At 40.6% G+C, this 20,095-nt stretch carries 14 protein-coding genes, 7 tRNA genes and 1 pseudogene; 18 read left to right on the forward strand and 4 right to left on the reverse strand.

Annotated features, from left to right (window positions below; all coding sequences use genetic code 11):
- Window positions 1-6 precede the first annotated feature (6 nt).
- Window positions 7-2,169 (forward strand): Tex family protein, encoded by a 2,163-nt coding sequence (locus R5H20_RS03135; RefSeq protein ID WP_006638787.1) that lies wholly within the window; start codon window positions 7-9, stop codon window positions 2,167-2,169.
- A gap of 49 nt (window positions 2,170-2,218) precedes the next feature.
- Here the strand turns inward: R5H20_RS03135 and R5H20_RS03140 are convergent, their stop codons facing one another.
- On the reverse strand, window positions 2,219-2,776 hold the full coding sequence (locus tag R5H20_RS03140; protein WP_006638788.1) for a TetR/AcrR family transcriptional regulator: 558 nt from the start codon (window positions 2,774-2,776) through the stop codon (window positions 2,219-2,221).
- Between the two features lie 355 nt (window positions 2,777-3,131).
- Here R5H20_RS03140 and R5H20_RS03145 point away from each other — a divergent pair, with 355 nt between their 5' ends.
- Complete coding sequence (locus R5H20_RS03145; RefSeq protein WP_006638789.1) at window positions 3,132-6,251, forward strand: MMPL family transporter; 3,120 nt, start codon at window positions 3,132-3,134, stop codon at window positions 6,249-6,251.
- A 167-nt stretch (window positions 6,252-6,418) separates the two neighbouring features.
- Here the strand turns inward: R5H20_RS03145 and cmpA are convergent, their stop codons facing one another.
- The gene (cmpA, locus tag R5H20_RS03150; RefSeq protein ID WP_006638790.1) at window positions 6,419-6,529 is read right to left on the reverse strand and encodes a cortex morphogenetic protein CmpA; all 111 of its coding nucleotides are present in this window, start codon (window positions 6,527-6,529) and stop codon (window positions 6,419-6,421) included.
- Between the two features lie 108 nt (window positions 6,530-6,637).
- Between cmpA and R5H20_RS03155 the strand changes: the two genes are divergently transcribed.
- The 8 genes from R5H20_RS03155 to R5H20_RS03190 all read left to right on the forward strand — a co-directional run bounded on the left by R5H20_RS03155 (window position 6,638) and on the right by R5H20_RS03190 (window position 7,850).
- Window positions 6,638-7,096 carry a SprT family protein gene (locus R5H20_RS03155; protein WP_006638791.1) on the forward strand — a complete coding sequence of 153 codons (459 nt, stop codon included), beginning with the start codon at window positions 6,638-6,640 and terminating at the stop codon, window positions 7,094-7,096.
- A 115-nt stretch (window positions 7,097-7,211) separates the two neighbouring features.
- Window positions 7,212-7,286, forward strand: a tRNA-Asn gene (locus R5H20_RS03160).
- Window positions 7,287-7,289: 3 nt separating this feature from the next.
- A tRNA-Ser gene (locus R5H20_RS03165) sits at window positions 7,290-7,380 on the forward strand.
- 29 nt (window positions 7,381-7,409) lie between these two features.
- A tRNA-Glu gene (locus tag R5H20_RS03170) sits at window positions 7,410-7,481 on the forward strand.
- A 14-nt stretch (window positions 7,482-7,495) separates the two neighbouring features.
- Window positions 7,496-7,570 (forward strand) — tRNA-Gln (locus tag R5H20_RS03175).
- Window positions 7,571-7,578: 8 nt separating this feature from the next.
- Window positions 7,579-7,654, forward strand: a tRNA-Lys gene (locus R5H20_RS03180).
- A 10-nt stretch (window positions 7,655-7,664) separates the two neighbouring features.
- Window positions 7,665-7,747: transfer RNA gene (locus tag R5H20_RS03185), tRNA-Leu, on the forward strand.
- Between the two features lie 19 nt (window positions 7,748-7,766).
- Window positions 7,767-7,850 (forward strand) — tRNA-Leu (locus R5H20_RS03190).
- Between the two features lie 102 nt (window positions 7,851-7,952).
- On the opposite strand, the gene R5H20_RS03195 is transcribed toward R5H20_RS03190, so the two are convergent.
- Window positions 7,953-8,801 (reverse strand): hypothetical protein, encoded by an 849-nt coding sequence (locus R5H20_RS03195; RefSeq protein ID WP_006638792.1) that lies wholly within the window; start codon window positions 8,799-8,801, stop codon window positions 7,953-7,955.
- Between the two features lie 360 nt (window positions 8,802-9,161).
- Here R5H20_RS03195 and R5H20_RS03200 point away from each other — a divergent pair, with 360 nt between their 5' ends.
- The 4 genes and pseudogenes from R5H20_RS03200 to R5H20_RS03215 all read left to right on the forward strand — a co-directional run bounded on the left by R5H20_RS03200 (window position 9,162) and on the right by R5H20_RS03215 (window position 13,004).
- Entirely contained in the window at window positions 9,162-10,187 is a 1,026-nt protein-coding gene (locus R5H20_RS03200) for a tetratricopeptide repeat protein (protein ID WP_100244895.1), read from the forward strand.
- A 157-nt stretch (window positions 10,188-10,344) separates the two neighbouring features.
- Window positions 10,345-11,205: a hypothetical protein gene (locus R5H20_RS03205; RefSeq protein WP_006638795.1), complete on the forward strand. Its 861-nt coding sequence runs from the start codon at window positions 10,345-10,347 to the stop codon at window positions 11,203-11,205.
- Window positions 11,206-11,222: 17 nt separating this feature from the next.
- Entirely contained in the window at window positions 11,223-11,720 is a 498-nt protein-coding gene (locus tag R5H20_RS03210) for a hypothetical protein (RefSeq protein ID WP_006638796.1), read from the forward strand.
- A gap of 642 nt (window positions 11,721-12,362) precedes the next feature.
- Window positions 12,363-13,004, forward strand: a pseudogene (locus R5H20_RS03215) (glycoside hydrolase family 11 protein).
- A gap of 1,340 nt (window positions 13,005-14,344) precedes the next feature.
- Here R5H20_RS03215 and R5H20_RS03220 read toward each other — a convergent pair.
- Window positions 14,345-15,373, reverse strand: coding sequence for a Delta(5) desaturase DesA (locus R5H20_RS03220; protein WP_006638798.1), 1,029 nt, complete (start codon window positions 15,371-15,373; stop codon window positions 14,345-14,347).
- A 179-nt stretch (window positions 15,374-15,552) separates the two neighbouring features.
- Here R5H20_RS03220 and R5H20_RS23510 point away from each other — a divergent pair, with 179 nt between their 5' ends.
- The 4 genes from R5H20_RS23510 to R5H20_RS03235 all read left to right on the forward strand — a co-directional run bounded on the left by R5H20_RS23510 (window position 15,553) and on the right by R5H20_RS03235 (window position 20,078).
- Window positions 15,553-15,651, forward strand: a complete 99-nt coding sequence (locus tag R5H20_RS23510) for a molecular chaperone TorD family protein (RefSeq protein WP_411859079.1) — start codon at window positions 15,553-15,555, stop codon at window positions 15,649-15,651.
- A gap of 632 nt (window positions 15,652-16,283) precedes the next feature.
- Complete coding sequence (gene cspC, locus R5H20_RS03225; RefSeq protein ID WP_006638799.1) at window positions 16,284-16,487, forward strand: cold shock protein CspC; 204 nt, start codon at window positions 16,284-16,286, stop codon at window positions 16,485-16,487.
- A gap of 794 nt (window positions 16,488-17,281) precedes the next feature.
- Complete coding sequence (locus tag R5H20_RS03230; RefSeq protein WP_006638800.1) at window positions 17,282-18,667, forward strand: aminotransferase-like domain-containing protein; 1,386 nt, start codon at window positions 17,282-17,284, stop codon at window positions 18,665-18,667.
- Window positions 18,668-18,782: 115 nt separating this feature from the next.
- Entirely contained in the window at window positions 18,783-20,078 is a 1,296-nt protein-coding gene (locus R5H20_RS03235; RefSeq protein ID WP_006638801.1) for an MFS transporter, read from the forward strand.
- Window positions 20,079-20,095 lie beyond the last annotated feature (17 nt).

Consider the following 20,095-nt stretch of genomic DNA (forward strand, 5'->3'; position numbering starts at 1 on the left):
GCTACAATGGATACTTTAGCGTTAATCGTCAAACAAGTCGCAAAAGAGACCGGCCTGACAGCCAAACATGTCGGCAATGTGATTCAATTATTGGAGGATGGAAACACCGTCCCTTTTATCGCGAGATACCGCAAGGAACAAACAGGTTCCATGGATGAAGTGCAAATTCAAACGATTTCCGAACGCTGGGGATACATTCAGCACTTAAATCAGCGCAAAGAAGAAGTGATTCGGCTGATTGGCGAGCAGGACAAGCTGACGGACGAATTAAAGCGCAAAATTGAAAAAGCGGAGAAACTGCAGGAGGTCGAAGACTTATACCGGCCTTACAAGCAAAAACGAAAAACGAAGGCAACCATCGCCAAAAGCAGGGGGCTTGAGCCGCTGGCCGATTTCATTATCGCGCTTCCGCAGAACAAAGACATATTGGCTGAAGCCCGGCAGTACATAAATGAAGAAAAAGAAGTTTTCACGGCAGAAGAAGCGCTTGAAGGAGCGAAGAACATTCTGGCGGAACGGATTTCCGATGAACCGGAATACAGAAGATGGATCCGGCAAGAGACCTTTAAAAAAGGAACCTTAAAATCCGCGGTCAAGGATGAAGAAGCCGACGAAAAGAAAATTTATGAAATGTATTATGAATATGAAGAACCGATACAGAAAGTCGTTCCCCATCGGGTGCTCGCCGTCAACCGCGGCGAAAAAGAGGGCATTTTGAAGGTATCCGTCGAACCGCCGGCAGATCACATCCAGGCGTATTTGGAAAAACAAATCGTCAAACAGAAGCAGACGACGGCAAAAGACGTTCTGAAGGATGCAATAGAGGATGGATACAAACGTCTGATTCAGCCGTCCATCGAAAGAGAAATCAGAAAAGAACTGACAGAAAAAGCCGAAGATCAGGCGATTCACATTTTCGCCCAGAACCTGCGCAAGCTGCTGCTGCAGCCGCCAATGAAAGGAAAGCTCGTCCTCGGCGTCGACCCGGCATTCCGCACAGGCTGCAAGCTGGCAGTCGTGGATGAGACGGGAAAGATGCTCAAGATCGACGTCATATACCCGCACCCTCCCGTCAATAAGAAAAGCGCCGCCATCGAAAAAGTGAAACGCATCATCGAAGACTTTCAAATCGAGGTCATCGCAATCGGGAACGGAACGGCATCAAGAGAGACGGAACAGTTTATCGCTGATCTTTTGAAGAACATCGACAGAAAGGTGTACTATCTGATCGTCAATGAAGCGGGAGCCAGCGTCTATTCGGCATCAGAGCTTGCGAGGGAAGAATTCCCCGATCTGCAGGTTGAAGAACGGAGCGCCGTGTCGATCGCACGCAGACTCCAAGACCCGCTCGCCGAACTCGTCAAAATCGATCCCAAGTCGGTCGGTGTCGGCCAGTACCAGCACGATGTCAGCCAGAAAAAACTAAACGATTCGCTCCGCTTCGTCGTGGAAACCGTCGTCAACCAAGTCGGCGTCAACGTGAATACGGCGTCAGCCGCGCTCTTGCAATATGTGGCCGGGCTATCGAAAACAGTCGCGGCCAACATCGTCAAAAAACGGGATGAAATCGGAAAATTCACGAGCCGGAAAGAGCTGAAAGACATTCCGCGCCTGGGCGCGAAAACGTATGAGCAATGCATCGGCTTTTTAAGGGTGCCTGACGGCGATGAACCGCTCGACCGGACAGGCATCCACCCGGAGAGCTATAAAGAGACGAGAGAGCTCCTGAAAAAGCTCGGCCTGTCAACAGCCCAAATCGGCACAAAAGAGCTTCAGGACAAAATCAACGAATTGAATATTGCAGAAGCAGCTGAACAGCTGGGAATCGGGGAAATCACCCTGAAAGACATTTGCGCCCAGCTCACACGGCCTGAACGTGATCCGAGGGATGAAGTCCCTAAACCGCTCTTAAAAACCGATGTGCTTCAATTGGAGGACTTAAAAGAAGGGATGGAGCTGCAGGGGACAGTGCGGAACGTCGTTGACTTCGGGGCATTTGTCGACATCGGCGTCAAACAAGACGGGCTCGTCCATATTTCCAAACTCAGCCATTCCTTCGTCAAGCATCCGCTCGACGTTGTGTCGGTCGGGGACATCGTCACCGTATGGGTGGAAGATGTCGACGCTGCAAAAGGAAGGGTCTCCTTATCGATGGTAAAAGATCGGTAGGACTTGAGGTCAGCCCGCCGGAAGCTTTATATTCCGGCGGGCTTATCTTTTACATCGCGATTTTTAACAGGATGCGGTGGACGACGCCTGCAATATGTGCCGGCGTCTGAACCATGCCGTCGTTGATCCACTCTTCCAGAATGCCGACCGCTCCTGATACTAGAAATGTTATTTCCATTTCATCGCATGCCATCTCATTCCCTGATTGCTGCATCATGCTCAATTCTTCAAAAATCTTCTGTTTAAAAAAATCTTTAAATTTATTGATGGTCAAAATATTTCTTTTCGGTTTCGTCAATAAAGTGAAGATCGCAGCGTTTTGATAAATATATTCGGTCGTTTTTTCGATGAAGGTGAGCAGATGGTGCGGATCTTCGCTCGGAAAATAATCATCATAAAATTTCCCCAGCTGATCAAACAGCTCATTCTCGATTTGTTCATACAAATCAAAAACATCACGATAATGTAGATAAAAAGTTCCGCGTCCTAAATCAGCGCGCCTCGATAAATCGGAAACGGTAATTTTATTGATTTCTTTCTCATGAAGCAGCTTTAAAAAAGCCTCTTTTATCGCTCTCTTTGTTTTAATTGCCCTTCTATCCTCCATCGGTAGCCTCCGTTTATAGACAAATTTACGTATGTTGTTCATTATTGAACATCTCAATCCCAATTGCCGATTGAACACCGCATTTGCCCCAAATTATAATGAACATGTGTTTATTAATCAATAGATGTTTATCTTTTTCAACTCTTCAAATATCAACGGTCATCAGCCGATAAGTAAATCAAGCGGTTCAGCAGTTATCCTGTAAAATGTATGATCTTTCACTTTTGCGAATAAAGTGATGAAGTAATGAAAAACAGCAAGGACAAGGCTAGCAGGCGGCTTTTTCTGCCGTCTTTCTTAAAATACAAAGAAATCAATCTACCTGCACAGTTCACAGAGGAGGAATAAAACGTCAATGAGAACGATTATAAAGGCGAGATGGATCATTGCTGCGCTCTGGATTGCAATGGCCGCCGTCTTATTCATCACGGCGCCTGATATGGGGCAATTAACAAAGGAAAAGGGCCAGATAGCGGTTCCTGAAGGCTATCCGTCTTCTTACGCGAACAAGCTTCTCGAACAAATGTCAAAAGACGGGGATACGAACAAATCGATTGTCGTCGTATTTCAGGACAAACAGCTCCTGCCGAATCGGGAGGCGGCTTTAAAAAACGCGATCACTATTTTAGAAAAGGATTCCGCGCTTCACGTCTCAGATATCACATCGTACTTTGACGCGGATGAGGATATTCAAAAGCAGCTGTTGTCAAAGGATCGAACGACGCTGCTAGTGCCTGTCACATTTGATGCGAACAAAATCAGTGCGGCCGATTTTAAAGCAAAGGTCAATGAAAAGCTCAAAACTTTAAAGCTTGACTACGAGATGACCGGGCAGCCGCTCATCGATGATGATGTCATAACAAGCTCGCAGGAAGGCTTGAAGAAAACCGAATATATCACGGTCGGTTTTATTTTAATCGTGCTGATACTCGTATTCCGTTCTGCGGTTGCGCCTTTTGTTCCGCTTTTGGCGGTCGCACTTTCCTACCTTGTGAGCCAGTCCGTTGTCGCCTATCTTGTTGAATACGCTGATTTTCCGCTGTCTACGTTTACGCAAATTTTCATGGTGGCGATCATGTTCGGAATCGGGACGGATTACTGCATTCTTCTTTTAAGCCGTTTTAAGGAAGAACTCGCCCACGGGAAAGACAAGTTTGAAGCCATCCTGACAACGTATAAAACGGCAGGAAAAACGGTTCTGTTCAGCGGAATTGCCGTTTTGATCGGTTTTACATGCATCGGCTTTGCCGAATTCCAGCTTTATAAGTCCGCGGTCGCAGTAGCGGTAGGTGTCGCGGTCCTGATTTTGGCGCTTCTGACGATCGTGCCGTTTTTCATGGCTGTTTTGGGGAAAGTGCTGTTTTGGCCTGTAAGAGGAAATATCGGGCACCCGCAGTCAAAGCTATGGGAAACCGCCGGCCGTTTCGCTTTCAGCAAGCCGCTGATCAGCCTGTTGATCGTAGCAGCCGTGGCCGTTCCGCCGATCTTGATGTATAAAGGAACGCTTTCCTACAACAGCCTTGACGAAATCGGAGATCAATACGAATCCGTCAGCGCTTTTAACACCATTTCCGACAAGTTCGGGCCGGGGGAATCTTTGCCGGTCACGGTCGTGCTCAAAACATCGGATGCGCTCGATACCAATGACGGGCTGATCGCAATCGAAAAAATCAGCCGCGCCATTGAACAGACAAACGGCGTCAGCAAAGTTCGCAGTGCGACCCGTCCGGTCGGAAAAGGGCTGAGCGACCTGTATGTCAAAACACAGGCGAACGAGCTGAATAAAGGGCTTGAAAGCGGCAATAAAGGTCTGAAAAAGATTAAAGACGGGCTTGCAGAGGCGAGCAAGTCAATCGCGGATCAAAAGCCGCAAATCGAAGCGTCCGGAAAAGGAATCAACCAGCTGATCAAAGGAACAGAATCGATCCAAGCCGGAATCAGCGACGTTGAAGCCAATATGAGAAAGCTGAAGGACGGAACAGACCAAAGCAAAGAAGGCGTCGCCCAAGCGAAAAAAGAAATTCAAGCTGCGAAAAAACAGCTGATGGCGCAAGTCGGTCAATTAAATAGGCAAATCGAAACCTACAAAGAAATATCGAAAGTCTTGAAAGCGGCATTGTCACAAGCCGAAAATGCCCAAGGCATAACGGCTGACGTGCAAAAAATGATCGAGCAGACAAATCAAAATTTCAAAAATCTTGAAAGCGAAATTCCCGAAGTGAAGGAGAATCCTTCTTATTTAGCGATTAAAGGCTCTTACACAGAGCTTGCATCGGCAATCAAGCAAGGATCAAAGAAAGCGGCCGTTTACACGAAGCAGGCGGCAAACGCGAAAAAGCAGCTTGAAGCAGCAGATGCATTTATCGCAAAAGCGCAGGAAGAGCAAAAAGTGTACACAAGCAAAATCGATGCTCTGATCAACGGCCTCGGCCAAATCGAAAAAGGGCTTGAAGAGACATCGAAGGGGCAGGAACTGCTCGCCGATTCGCTGCCTAAGCTCGAATCAGGCGCAGGTGATGTCGCCGAAGGCCAAAAGCAGATGAAGGAAAAAGTCGGAGAATTCGCCGGCCAGCTCGATCAATTAACAAAAGGGCTGAATTCAAGCGTTGACGGCCTCGAAAACATTTCAAGCGGTCTGATGGGAGCGGGCGACTACCTGGATCAGCTGAAAAACGCATCCGATCAAGAAATGTCCGGCTGGTTTGTCCCTAAAGAAGTGCTGAAAAACAAGCAATTTCAGCAGGTGTTTAATTCCTATATGTCAGACGGCCGCCAGATCACGACGATCGATGTGATATTGGAAGGCAATCCGTACGGAAACGGAGCGATTGCCAATGTCAAAGACATTGAAGAATCTTTAAAACGGGTTCTTCCCGACACGCATTTGAAAGATGCATCGTTTGGCGTCGGCGGCGTTTCCAGCATCAACGCCGATCTGAAGCAGCTGTCAGACCAGGATTTCAGCAACACGGTGATCTATATGATGATCGGAATCTTCCTGATTCTCGTCCTGCTGTTCCGTTCAATCGTCATGCCGGTGTATTTGGTCGGATCGTTGATCTTGACGTACTTTGCATCAATCGGTGTAACCGAGTTTATTTTCACGGCGTTTTTCGGCTATCCCGGCCTCAACTGGGCGGTGCCTTTCTTTGGGTTCGTGATTTTAATGGCGCTTGGTGTGGACTATTCGATCTTCTTGATGGAACGCTTTAACGAATACCGTGGAACGGATATTAAAACGGCAATGATCGAATCGATGAAGAATATGGGGTCCGTCATTATTTCAGCCGCAATCATCTTGGCGGGAACCTTTGCGGCGATGCTGCCGTCCGGCGTTTTATCGCTTCTGCAAATCGCCACCCTTGTACTGACGGGTCTCTTGCTGTACGCATTCGTCATGCTGCCGCTGTTCGTCCCTGTGATGGTTCGGATCTTCGGCTCAGCCAACTGGTTTCCGTTTAAAAGATCAGAATAAACGGCTCGTCCATCCGCATAAGAATCGTTCGCCCATGCTCCCCGAAATCGGGCGGTCAGCTCCATTTGGGGAGTAACGGGCGCCATTGTGTGAGATGATAAAAGGACCAGTGAAGGATGGTGAGGAAACAGAAGAAATTCCATTCGGGCTCCGATGAACACTGCTCATCAGCAGTGTTTTTTTCTGTAAAAATACCAGCATTGGTTCAGCAATTTAATCTGATAATGATCTTTCTCATAAAAAGCTTTTTGCATCTGGTTTTTGAGCCAATTCGGCATTGACAATCCCTCCTGAGGCTCTGATCATAGAGTGTGGATTCTTTTTTAGTTTATGCCGCCGGGAATTTGTCCCGTTCAATGTTTTTGAAAATGAGGTGAAGATAAGAAATGGACGAACAACAGCTGCAGCAGCTCACTGAACAGATTTCGCTCGCTTATTTTAAAAAGCCGTTCCGGCATAAGGCTTACTTCAACAACCGCCTGAAAACAACCGGGGGCAGATATTTATTGCACTCCCACGACATAGAGCTGAACAAAAAATATTTAGTGGAGCACGGCCAAAAAGAGCTTGAAGGCATCATCAAACATGAGCTGTGCCACTATCACCTTCACCTTGAAGGAAAAGGCTACAAACACCGTGACAAGGAATTTAGAATGCTTTTAAAGGAAGTCGGCGCCCCGAGGTTCTGCACCCCGCTCAGCTCGAAAAAACAAACGAGAAAAAACCGCACGTACAGATGCACGGAATGCGGCCAAACTTTTATAAGAAAGCGCGCAATAGATACAAAACGCTATGTCTGCGGCAAATGCGGGGGAAAAATAAAAGAAATAATAAAAAAGGGTTGACTGATCGGGCTTATATATGATAAATTATAAAAGCCGTCGCAAGACAGGCAGTAAAACAAATTGTTTTTCTTGACACAATTTGTCGTCATATTTATAATGAAGTGAGTCTGATTGTTCCACAGTAGCTCAGTGGTAGAGCTATCGGCTGTTAACCGATCGGTCGCAGGTTCGAATCCTGCCTGTGGAGCCATATGGAGAAGTACTCAAGTGGCTGAAGAGGCGCCCCTGCTAAGGGTGTAGGTCGCGTAAGCGGCGCGAGGGTTCAAATCCCTCCTTCTCCGCCATTGAAGAATATGACGCTGAATTCATATATGGCCCGTTGGTCAAGTGGTTAAGACACCGCCCTTTCACGGCGGTAACACGGGTTCGAATCCCGTACGGGTCATTTTTCGATATGATTGGGCTATAGCCAAGCGGTAAGGCAACGGACTTTGACTCCGTCATGCGTTGGTTCGAATCCAGCTAGCCCAGCCATTTTATATGAGCCATTAGCTCAGTTGGTAGAGCATCTGACTTTTAATCAGAGGGTCGAAGGTTCGAGTCCTTCATGGCTCACCATGTCACATACGCGGGTGTGGCGGAATTGGCAGACGCGCTAGACTTAGGATCTAGTGTCTTTACGGCGTGGGGGTTCGAGTCCCTTCACCCGCACTTTACAACTTTATCACATGCGGTCGTGGCGGAATGGCAGACGCGCTAGGTTGAGGGCCTAGTGGGTGAATAACCCGTGGAGGTTCAAGTCCTCTCGGCCGCATCAATGATACCAAGGGTTTTGAAGCCCTTGGTATTTTTGTATTTCTTATCATATCTCTTCTATATGAAAATGTAAGTTTTTCACTTTGCGGATTGAAAATATTTAAGGCGAAACAACAAAATAACGATAAATAAAAGGTACTGAAACTAAAAAAATAGTTGATATTAAAACATTTCGTTTGGTCTTTGGAGAATAGACTTTATGAACAAGAATTAATTTCGTTAAATGGTTTGCTACGATAAAGGCAGCACATATCTGTAAAAGTATAAGTGTTGGTAGTAAATATTCTAAAATTGCATTTAAAGTCGGGCTATGTTCAATCTGTTGTGAATATTTCTGTAATTCAATAAATTCTTTGCCTAATGTTTTTTCTTTCCATAGGGTAAGTGTATATATATTTCCAATGTTAATGATTAAAATATAAATCCATAGCGAAATGTTTCGAAATGAAAATTTGGCTGAACTTGAAGTTAACAAACTTAAAATAAGCACAAAGCTAAGGGAGAAGATCATATATATCATTACTTGTCCTGCAGATTGAAAAGCATTATATAAAGATAAAGTAATGTTTTGTGAGTTTTCAAATAAGTTAAGATGTGATTTCCAATTCAAGTATAGATTTTTAGAAGCAATAATAAAAACAACTAAGATAAAGAATTTAATAAAGTATTGTTCTATTTTTTGGGCAATTTTATTTAAGTTGTGCTGTTTTTGTTCTGCCATTTCAATTTCGTATAGCAATTTAAAATACTTTTCTTGTTCAGTATTATTTTTAATAAGCACATTCATTTGATTGTAATTTCCGTTTTGAGTGAAATTATAATTTGCAAGTTCCCCCTTTTGTTTATCTTTCTTTTTCTCCAAGAAGTTTTGCCTTAAAGAGATTATTAAAGTGATAATAGGAGCTACGCCTGTACCTAATAAAATTATAAATCGTTCTATAATATTCAAAAAACATCACCTTCCCTTTTTTGGGGAATTTTATCATAAACTACGGATTTTTTAAATATTGTCTTTTGAAAAAAGAGGGAATGTTGTATAGATGTGATCGAGTGTTTGCTATAAACATTAGTTAGGAGATTTAATGCTAGTTGTTGAAGGATAAATCCAGAAATGCTTATCTGAATATATCTTCCCCGACGGTTAGATGACAAGTGTAAAAGTTAATATAGTGGGTGAAAACTCAAAAAGGGTGTGCATCCTTTTTAGCATCTTAGAGTCAATAAAGCAAGTTGTAAAGAGAGAGAAAAAGTAAATAGAAGAAGTCCCAAAAATTAATCAAAAATGAAAGGGACAAGAATCTGATGTTATATGTATCATCAGCTTATGGAGTTTAGACATGAATTAATGCTAAGCTATCTCAAATTCAAAAATGATGAAGATTTAAAAAGTACATATGAATCACTTAAGGCATATCAAAGGCAATTGAAAGGTATGCTGGATTATTATTTCTTTTTCTTTATGGGGATGTATGAATTCAGACGTAAGGAACTTGTTGCGGCAATAAGTGCGTATAGACGGGCAGAAAAATCGTTGGAATATGTAGATGATGAAATAGAACATGCTGAATTTTATTATAAGATGGCTGAAATATATTATTATATGAAACAAACTTACATTTCATTTGAGTATGTTAAAAGAGCAATTCACATCTATAATAAATATGATAATTATATTGATCGTGTTTTACGTTGTAAGTATGTGGTTGCGGGCAATTTAATTGATTCATTAGATTATAAAGGTGCTTTAGAAAGATTCAAAGAAACATTAAAAATTTCGCGAGATGCTGGAAGGCATCTTCATATTGCGACATCAAAGTTAAATATGGGAATTTGTTATAACCATATGGGGGAGTATGGAAAAGCATATCGTTCTTTATTAGAAGCCTATGACTACTTTGAGAAAGAAAACCACGCATGTATCGAAAAAACTTTATTTAATCTGGCTCATGTTCAGGCTAAGAAAGGCGATTTGAAATCAGCAAAGTTTTATTATGATAAGGGATATGCAGTCGCATTAGAAAGAAAGAATTCAGAATATATTGTAAAGTTGGATTTGTTAAAGGCTTTATATTTGACAGAGGGGTGTTATAATTTAATTGATGAGTCATTCAATTTCTTCTTATCGCGTAAAATGTATGGAGATATTGATGAATATGGATTTGAAGTTGCTGAAATTTTCCGTAAGAATGGTGATTCAGATAGATCTTCCAAGTATTATAGGGAAGTCATCTTGGCCAAAAATCAAATTCAAAAAGGAGAGATGATCAGTGAAACTCAAATTGACAATCTTATCGTTGGCAGTGGTGGTGGGTTTGGGAATTACAGGACTAAGTAATGTTGAAAATTCTTCGTTTAGCGGAAAAGGATTGAAGGTCGCGGACAGAATAGAAACGTAAAAAAAAGGTGTATTTAAGAGTGATACCAATGTTTTTGATATCACTCTTTATTTTTAGATAAAGGTCAATTTATTTAATTCGAAGGTGAGTCAAATTATGATTAGAGGACTAATTACTTTTAACAAAAGACAATGTTATTTTTCTTTGGAAAATTTCAATCTTATTCTTGAAGAAATTGAAAATAGGACAGACGTAAGTAATGATGATCTACAAGAGTTGTTGAGGATAAAGAAAATAGATATACCCGATATTCTTGTCGGAAGGACTTTTAATAATCGTCAAATTGTATTTAAAGTAATGCACGGATATAAGAAAGCTTTTAAAACATATTTTTTCAGAATACAATTATACGTTGTATTTAAAACACTTGAAACATCGTTTGATGCAATTCAATTCAAGGCTGAGGAACTTAATTCGTTTTATCCTTTGAAAAATGCTTATTCAATCACATCTAAAGAACAAACAGGTGAAATTGAATTTGTAGCAAGACCTTTTACAGAGTTAGAGAGAAACTTTACCTTTAACTTCAAAGAAGAGTTGATAAATGGAAAATTGAATATTTCACGAAATATTGATTGGAATAATAAATCGCCGTTAAGCTTACATACAGAACTGACTTTATATTTTGAAAAATCATCAGATGATTATAATAAGTTGCAAGAATTGACGTATGCTTTCATAAACGCATTAAGTTTTTTAACATATAGAAAAAATATTTCAATTAATGAGGTGTCTTTGAAAAAAATAGATGAGAAATCAGGTGATTATTTAAAAATAGGAACCTTACATGTGTTGAGAGAGGGAATAAAACATATTGAAGAAGATCCTAGAATAATTAGAGAGAACATTGTTGATATTTCAATTATAGAAGATAATTTAGGTGTCTTATTTGAAAGTATGCTCCATAAAAAAATTTATTTAAGGCATTCCCAGATAATTCAAAAGAGAAAAATCTAATAACACCTTCTCGTTTTATGATGGCAACTGCAGGATTTGAATGGCAATATGACCTTTCAAAAGGTCAGGGGAAAGAGAAAGCGGAAGAAGGTATCGAGCGAGAGAACTTACATGAATTTAGTGAACAAGAGAAGGAAATTTTAGCGTTTCTTGAAGAGAAAATTGAATCTCACACAGGTGAAAAAAAGAGGTACTTTAAAGGCATTAGAAATCTAGTTAAGCGAAGTAGTATTAAATTGTCAGATAAAATAGAATGGACTTTAATAAAATATAGTGATGTCTTAGAAGGTTTAATAAAGAATATATATAACACAGAAAAGATTAGTTTTAAGGAAATTGCCGTTAGAATTGCACGATATAGAAATAAGATTGCACATGGCGATATTAGTGAAAGCCATAAAGACATTGTTTTTGATTTGAGAGTTATAGAATTGTTATATTACGTAATGGTACTAGATTACATAGGTGTTTCAAAAGAAAAAAATCTCAAAGCATTAAGTAGCGTAGGATTATAAAAAGTAGTGCCCATTTTGTGCCCAAAATGCACATGAAATAATTCAAATGAGTGTAATGAATGACTTTAAATGCTTGAAATAACAGGCTTATGTAACTGATAATAAGCTTCCACTTTATTGAGGGCCTAGTGGGTGAATAACCCGTGGAGGTTCAAGTCCTCTCGGCCGCATACCAGAAATACCAAGGGTTTTGATGCCCTTGGTATTTTTTGTTTCCTCCATGAAAATGTTTTTTTGCGTCCAAAAATGTCCACTAACTTAAAGTAAGTCATCTAATTTGTCAGCCATCTCTTTTTTTGTTTGGAAAAAGGTGTCCGTAACTTCACAATCCCTAATGTATATCTCCTTCATACGAAATGATTCGAATGGGCATTAATTACAGATATTACTCCATCAGATTTAGAAACAAGAATTGTGATTCACGAAAAAGGATAAGGCTATGGTGTTACAAGACCACTTATAATGCAATTTTTTAGGTCTTTGTAATTAAATTACAGATATTCTTAATATTCACTCATGAATTCATGGTAGTATATTGAAGGGGACGATCAAAGGCTTTGGCGTTAGTAATTAATAATGTTTTAAATATATACGAGTGCTACCTCAAGTCAAAGTCAGAAAAAATAATATAGGAGGTAACATATGTTTAAGTTTAAAAAGAATTTCTTAGTTGGATTAACGGCAGCTTTAATGAGTATTAGCTTGTTTTCGGCAACCGCCTCTGCAGCTAGCCCAGACTATTGGCAAAATTGGACTGATGGCGGCGGAACAGTCAACGCTGTCAATGGACCTGGAGGGAATTACAGTGTTAATTGGTCTAATACCGGAAATTTCGTTGTTGGTAAAGGTTGGACTACAGGTTCGCCATCTAGGACAATAAACTATAATGCCGGAGTTTGGGCGCCGAATGGCAATGGATATTTGGCTTTATATGGTTGGACGAGATCACCTCTCATAGAATATTATGTAGTGGATTCATGGGGGACTTATAGACCTACTGGAACGTATAAAGGTACTGTATACAGTGATGGGGGTACATATGACATATATACAACTACACGTTATAACGCACCTTCCATTGATGGCGAAAAAACTACTTTTACGCAGTACTGGAGTGTTCGCCAGTAGAAGAGACCAACTGGAAGCAACGCTAAAATCACTTTCAGCAATCATGTTAAAGCATGGAAGAGTCATGGAATGAATCTGGGTAGTAATTGGTCTTACCAAGTCTTAGCGACAGAGGGATATCAAAGTAGTGGAAGTTCTAACGTAACAGTGTGGTAACAGATCATCTTTAATCAGGGGTAGCTAACGGGCTGCTGTTCGTTCCTTGAGAAACTTTATAATCATTGTTATTGTGAGTTACTAAGAGGCGACGGTCTTTTAGTTGGAATTCCAATATATGCCTCGGGCATGGTAAATGATTATTAAAATCGTTAGTAATGGTTAAAGGCCGTTCTCTGCTAGGCGAACGGCCTTAGCATCATCTAGATCATATTCCTGGGAGTGGGAAAAACGATCGGTTAGGCTTTGATAGGAAAACACCGGATTGTGAAGAGGATAAAGGGAAAGAAACAAAGTTATAGAATTTGAACCGATATAAATTTTAAAGCAGGAATATGCCTGCTTTATTTTAATGCGTTATTAATGATTTTTGCGTGTATTCCATCTGATTTGCACCCTAAAAGTATTTCCTCAGTTGCTTCATTCGTAAAGAGAGGTATTCCTTTTATTTCGGCTAATTTTTCTCTAAAATCTTCTAGATGGGTTTAATTTTTTCATAGCAACATCAAGTAAAAACTTGTCGAATTCTGAAATTTGTTCTTCTGTAAAACCATGTTTTTAGAGAACTAAATCTCTTGTTTTGAAGTCAGGTGCTAGATGTTCGTGTAAGGAAGTAATAGCATTTCTCATTAACATTAATTATGTAGCAATTTCTTCATTATTCATTCTTAGAGTTCCCTCTAAAATATCCATCTTGCACATTGTGTAATGAAATAGGCAAGGTTACGCGCGGTACTGTTTTTTATTCCGGTATTATGGAGCGCGGTGGCAATGTGCCCTTCTAAAGTTCCCCAAGCCAATTCTTCATATTTCAGAAGATCATTTAAAGTAGGTTTTACATACTTATCAAATCTTAGTTCAAGAGATTTTCTTGCCCTTTTCCTAAAATACCTTCTATATAATGGATAGACCCTGTTAAAAAAGCAAAAAAATCTTAATAACCACTTTGGTAAGCATTACGGAATTCGTTTGAAAAGCTTACTCCATTTTTCCTCCATCATTCTTAAAAAACAATGAAATTTTATGTAATTGGTGTAAAGAGATACAATGAAAACAAGCTTTCATAAATCGTGATAAGCTTCCACTTTACTGAGGGCCTAGTGGGTGAATAACCCGTGGAGGTTCAAGTCCTCTCGGCCGCATCCCAATAATACCAAGGGTTTAATCACCTTTGTTATTATTTTTTTGCGGAAAATCGGCGACAAATGTACCGCATTGTCCAAGTCTGCAAGTATATTTGGCACTAAAAAAGTGCTGACCTCTGCACAAAACCGTTGTGCGAGTCTGCACTTTTATTCTGTAAGATACCCTGCCTGTTATCATCGATTATGGGGAGTTATTTAATCCGTTCTTAGCTGCGCTGATACTTGGCTTTTAGAAGCTTTTTTTAAGTGGCTAAAACCAACAAATTTTTTGCTTTCTTCATCCCATAGGCGGAACTTTAACGACTTAAGACTTGTTGCCAGTGTAATGGTCGGAACGTTTTGCAATGGTTCAATGTTGTTATGCACTTCTTCAAGCTTATAGTTTGGGATTCTCGGGCTTAAATGATGAACATGATGGAAACCGATATTGCCTGTTAGCCATTGCATGACTTTTGGAAGCTTATAAAAAGAGCTTCCTTCAACTGCTGCTTTTACATATTCCCAATGCTCATCTTCTTCAAAATAAGAATCCTCAAACGTATGCTGAATATAAAACATCCAAATTCCGAGAGATCCCGATATCATAAAAATTGGCGCCTGAACCAGCAGGAAGTTTTGCCAGCCAATAGCCCAGCATAAAAGTGCTGCCAAAGCGACGATTCCCAGGTTCGTTACATACGTATTCATCCGTTCTTTGCGTTTTGCCCCTTTACGATTAAAACGATTGGTAATTCCGAAGACGTAAATCGGCCCTAAAATAAACATAACAAACGGATTTCTGTACAAACGGTACATTATTTTTGTCTTAGTTGAGGCTTCCTTATATTCCTCAACGGTCAGCACCCAAATATCGCCTGTACCGCGTTTGTCCAGGTTGCTGCTTGTCGCATGATGGACAGAATGGTCGTGTGCCCAATGATCAAAAGGATGCAGAGTCAGAATTCCTGTTATTGTTCCAAGGATTCGATTCGCCTTTCTGTTCTTAAAAAAGGAATAATGGCAGCAATCATGAAAGATGATGAAGGTTCTCACTAAAAAAACTGCCGCAACGATAGAAATCGCTAATGTGAGGAAATAAGAAATCGACAAGCTCTTATATGCCAAACACCATAACAGGAAAAATGGTACCAATGTGTTAATGATTTGACAAATACTTTTTTGTAAATCGGACTTTTCATAAGGTGTAACCAGTTTTCTCAAAGTCCTTAAGTTTTGCTCATTCATTTGTTAAAGTTTCCCCTCCCATGATGATCTTCTAAGTATAGAAAACGTTTTATTGCCCTTTGAAGTCCCAACGTCATACACCTATATGTGAAGTATCTTTCCTATCATCTGTAAAAAGTATCGGGAATTAGAGACTGATTTCCAGCTCAATTAAATCTTTATTAGCAGAGCCAGCCGGGATACAAAAGGCGTATGAAAATTATACCCGGCTCTTTATCGGGCCAAACTCTCTCCCTGCTCCCCTATGGAAATCGGTTTATTTAGACCGTGAACATTGATTGTTTGAGGACAAACATTACAAGTAAGGAAATCCTGCCCTATATATCGATTGATTTTTGAGTGTCAAAATAAAGAGAGCTAGAAGACTATTGAGCTTGAATTAAAAAGCTTTGGAAAGTAGAAATGAAGAAAACGAAGATTATTTATGGTCAAGTTTTATTTTTTATGAGCATCTTGGCAAATGGGGATATACCATGAGTGACTTTTGGAAACATCTGCAGAAACAAAGCTTTACCGGTGAACAGCCCTGCTTTTAAAAGAATATCTTGCACTTGAACAAGAAACAGCTGAGCTTTTTAAAGCAATCTTTAACAATCAATAATGAAGTACTATTTAGCAAAGAAAAAGTTTTGAAGACACTCGTGATTCATTTCACGGTGTTTTCAAACCATAGTTATTAGGCCGCTTAGACATGGGATATTCCGCTTTTGCACCGATTTCCACATTTAAGAAATAATGCCATGAAGAAAACGAAAAGATTAATTGCAATTATTTCCGTTTCCTGTTATGCTAAAGAGGAATTATTTTTGTTCGGTGTAAAGGATAGTATGAATATTGACTTTTCGTCTTGATGATACTTTGGGCAAGGATAGTAATACAATGTGCGGTAACGCACTAGGAGGCAACAAAAATGGAACAAGGTACAGTTAAATGGTTTAATGCAGAAAAAGGTTTTGGATTTATCGAACGTGAAAATGGAGACGATGTATTCGTACACTTTTCTGCAATCCAAAGTGACGGATTCAAATCATTAGACGAAGGTCAAAAAGTAACATTTGACGTTGAGCAAGGTCCTCGCGGAGCTCAAGCTGCTAACGTTCAAAAATCTGCTTAATTTTCAATCGTTTATACAAACAGGCTCTCTATGTAGGGCCTGTTTTTTTATGTTCTCTGTATAATGCTTAATAAAAAAACCTACTCAACGTTCGAGTAGGGAGGTGGTAAAAGGTAATAGAAAAAGATTTAACGCTTCAAAGGTTTGTTTACAGTATAACATACTGAATTGACAATATGCGGAGTGTGTATAAATTATTTGTTTTTCTTTTCAAATCCAATTATATTTTTTTTACTAACCTGCCCGTTCATTTAAGTACAAGACTTCACAATCTCAAGTCCTGCAAACCATTTTCAGATCAGCTAAGATCTTTTCTATTCCAAATGCTTGGCAGCCGTCGTTCGGGACCAATACTATTTAGCGAGGAGGCAAAAAACATTTACGATATTCAAAAAAATAGCCTGCGTAAATGTGTCGTGTGCCATCCGCCAAAAGCGTCACGATAAACGAAGTACCGATTTCTATTAAATAAAGTTGGCGCTATTTATGGGCACAAATTTAATCACCAATTGTTAACCATAATTCGTCAGAACATATAGAAATGATGAAAATGGAAGATAGAGGTTGTAATGAAAACAATGGGGGCAACCGCGTCAAGGTTCAAGTCCTCTTGGCCGCATCACAGGAATACCAAGGGTTTATGAGCCCTTTTTTTGCTTTACCCCACATGTGCTTGAGTTACTTAAAAAAAGTCATAAACTTGTCCGCCATTTCCTTCTGATGGTCAGGATATAAATGATGATTGTTTTATAAACCACACAATCATATAATTGAGTGAAAAAGGATGGCGTCTCATGCCGATCAATTCTTTTGAAAACTATCCGATGAGCTGGAAGCCATTGATTGATAAAACGGAAAAGCCCATTTATAAAGCACTTGCAAGGCAATTGGAGCAGGATATAGTAAACGGAGTTTTATTGCCTGGAACAAAACTTCCTCCTCAGCGGGAACTGGCTGATTATTTGGATTTAAATTTGAGTACCATTTCAAAGGCGTTTAAAGTGTGTGAGTTAAAGGGCCTGTTAAGTGCAACTGTTGGGAGCGGCACATTTGTATCGTATGATGCGTTATCGAATGCGTATTTACTTGAAGATACAAAGCCAAAGCTCATTGAAATGGGAGCGACACTGCCGGATCATGCTTCTTATGAGCCGCTGCTGCTCCAACTGATTAGCATGCTGCAAGAGACAGATTATGAAAAATGGTTTGGTTATGGCCGGGCAGGCGAAAGCCTTTGGCAAAAGGATGCAGCTGTAAAGCTAATCCGAAGAGGCGGGTTTGAAACAGCCGTTGATCACATTTTATTTGCGAATGGAGGGCAAAATGCGATTGCCGCTGCATTGGCGAGTCTTTGTAAGCCTGGGGATCGCATTGGTGTTGACGATCATACGTACCCTGGATTAAAAACTGCTGCAGCAATGCTTAGTGTGCAAATCGTACCGATAAAATCAGAGAACTATGAAATGAGTCCGGAGTCACTTGAGTATGCGTGTAAAAATGAAAATATTAAAGGGGTTTATTTGATCCCGGATTATCATAATCCGACAGCTTCCTTTATGTCTGTTGAGAATCGCAGGATGATTGCAGAAATTGCAAAGAAATATCATCTGTTTGTTATTGAAGATGCATCGTACCATCTTCTTGGCAAAAATCCGCTTCCAGCACTTGCTTCATTCGCGCCGGAACAAGTTATCCATATTGCAAGTTTATCTAAATCATTAGCGCCAGGGCTGCGGCTAGCGTATGTGGCAGTGCCAAGCCAATTTAAGGAGCCGATTTCGAAGGCGCTTTATAATTTAAATATCACCGTTTCCCCGCTATTGGCTGAACTTACGGCACGGACGATTGTATCGAATCAATTTGAAGTCTTAATTGAGGGTCATCTTGAACAAACCATTCGCAGAAACCACATCGTAAATCGATATTTTGCGGACTATACATGTTTAGGTGTTGAAACAGGCATCTTTCGGTGGCTGTTGTTACCGGGTGGGATTACAGGTGCTGAATTTGAAAAATTAGCTGCAGAACATGGCGTGCAAGTGTATGCGGCTGAACGCTTCGTAGTTGGAAATAGTTGTCCGGAAAGGGCGGTAAGGGTTTCTGTATGTGCACCAAAAACGCTCGAAGAGCTTGAGCAAGGATTAATGATCCTTAAACGTCTGCTAAACGATCTTACCTAATATTGTTCGCCATACAATTATAATATTGTATGGTTTTTTTGTGCGTGTTATGATGATCCAAATCAAGTTGGAGGATTAAATATAGAATTAGGCTTTTAGAAAGGCAGGGCAGAATATGTTACAAAAGGATAGTGCAAAATCATTAGATTTCCAAACAGCTTCTTTACAAAGCTGCATTCGTTCTCCAGAAAAACAAAAAATGTTATACAAGCGTACATTATTCGTTGTAAGTATTTCGCAAATTTTTGGCGGTGCAGGGCTGGCGGCAGGAGTTACTGTCGGTGCGCTTATTGCTCAGAAAATGCTCGGAACGGATGCTTACGCAGGGGTCCCGACAGCTTTATTTACTTTAGGATCAGCGGGAGCAGCCTTATTTGTAGGCAGACTTTCTCAGCGCTATGGACGCCGTACAGGTCTATCAGCCGGTTTTATGATCGGCGGTCTTGGAGCAATAGGAGTCATCATTGCAGCAATCATAAATAGTATTTTCTTGTTATTTGCTTCATTGCTTATTTATGGTGCAGGAACAGCGACAAATTTACAAGCCCGTTATGCTGGTACGGACTTGGCAAATCGTAAACAGCGGGCGACTGCTGTCAGCGTGACGATGGTTATGACAACATTTGGGGCGGTTGCAGGTCCGAATTTAGTGAATGTGACGGGGGATTTCGCTCTTTCTATCGGTGTTCCATCATTGGCAGGTCCTTTCATTTTAGCCGCGGCGGCATATATCTTAGCAGGTGTTGTCCTTTTCATCATGCTTCGTCCGGATCCATTAGTTATAGCAAGAACAATCGAAGCGACCAACCAAGAGCCCAGTGATAAAGATCATTTAGCGACAACTGAACACACAGAAAACAAAAAAGGCATAATCGTTGGTGCAACGATTATGGTTCTTACTCAAATTGTAATGGTGGCTATTATGACAATGACACCGGTTCATATGAGACATCATGGACATGGCTTGGGTGCAGTCGGTCTTGTTATTGGTTTTCATATAGGCGCCATGTATCTCCCTTCGCTGGTTACAGGTGTTCTTGTTGATAAGTTGGGGCGTCCTGCGACGGCAGTTGCTTCTGGAATTACATTGCTTCTGGCAGGCTTAATAGCAGCATTTGCACCAGGAGATTCTATGGTTCTTATCGTCATTGCTCTTTCTTTACTTGGATTAGGATGGAATTTGGGTTTGATAAGTGGAACTGCACTTATTGTTGATTCTACTGAAACTGCCACACGGGCGAAAACTCAAGGTACAGTGGATGTTCTGATTGCGTTGTCAGGAGCTGCCGGGGGAGCATTGTCTGGAATGATTGTGGCAGGTTCAAGTTATCTAACATTATCATTTACTGGAGGGATTGTATCCTTATTACTAATTCCGGTGATGATATGGTCTCGCGGAGGTAAAAAATAAGCCGGATTGTTTTATGA

Source organism: Bacillus sp. KICET-3, from assembly GCF_033261025.1.
In the GTDB taxonomy this organism is placed as follows: domain Bacteria; phylum Bacillota; class Bacilli; order Bacillales; family Bacillaceae; genus Bacillus; species Bacillus sonorensis.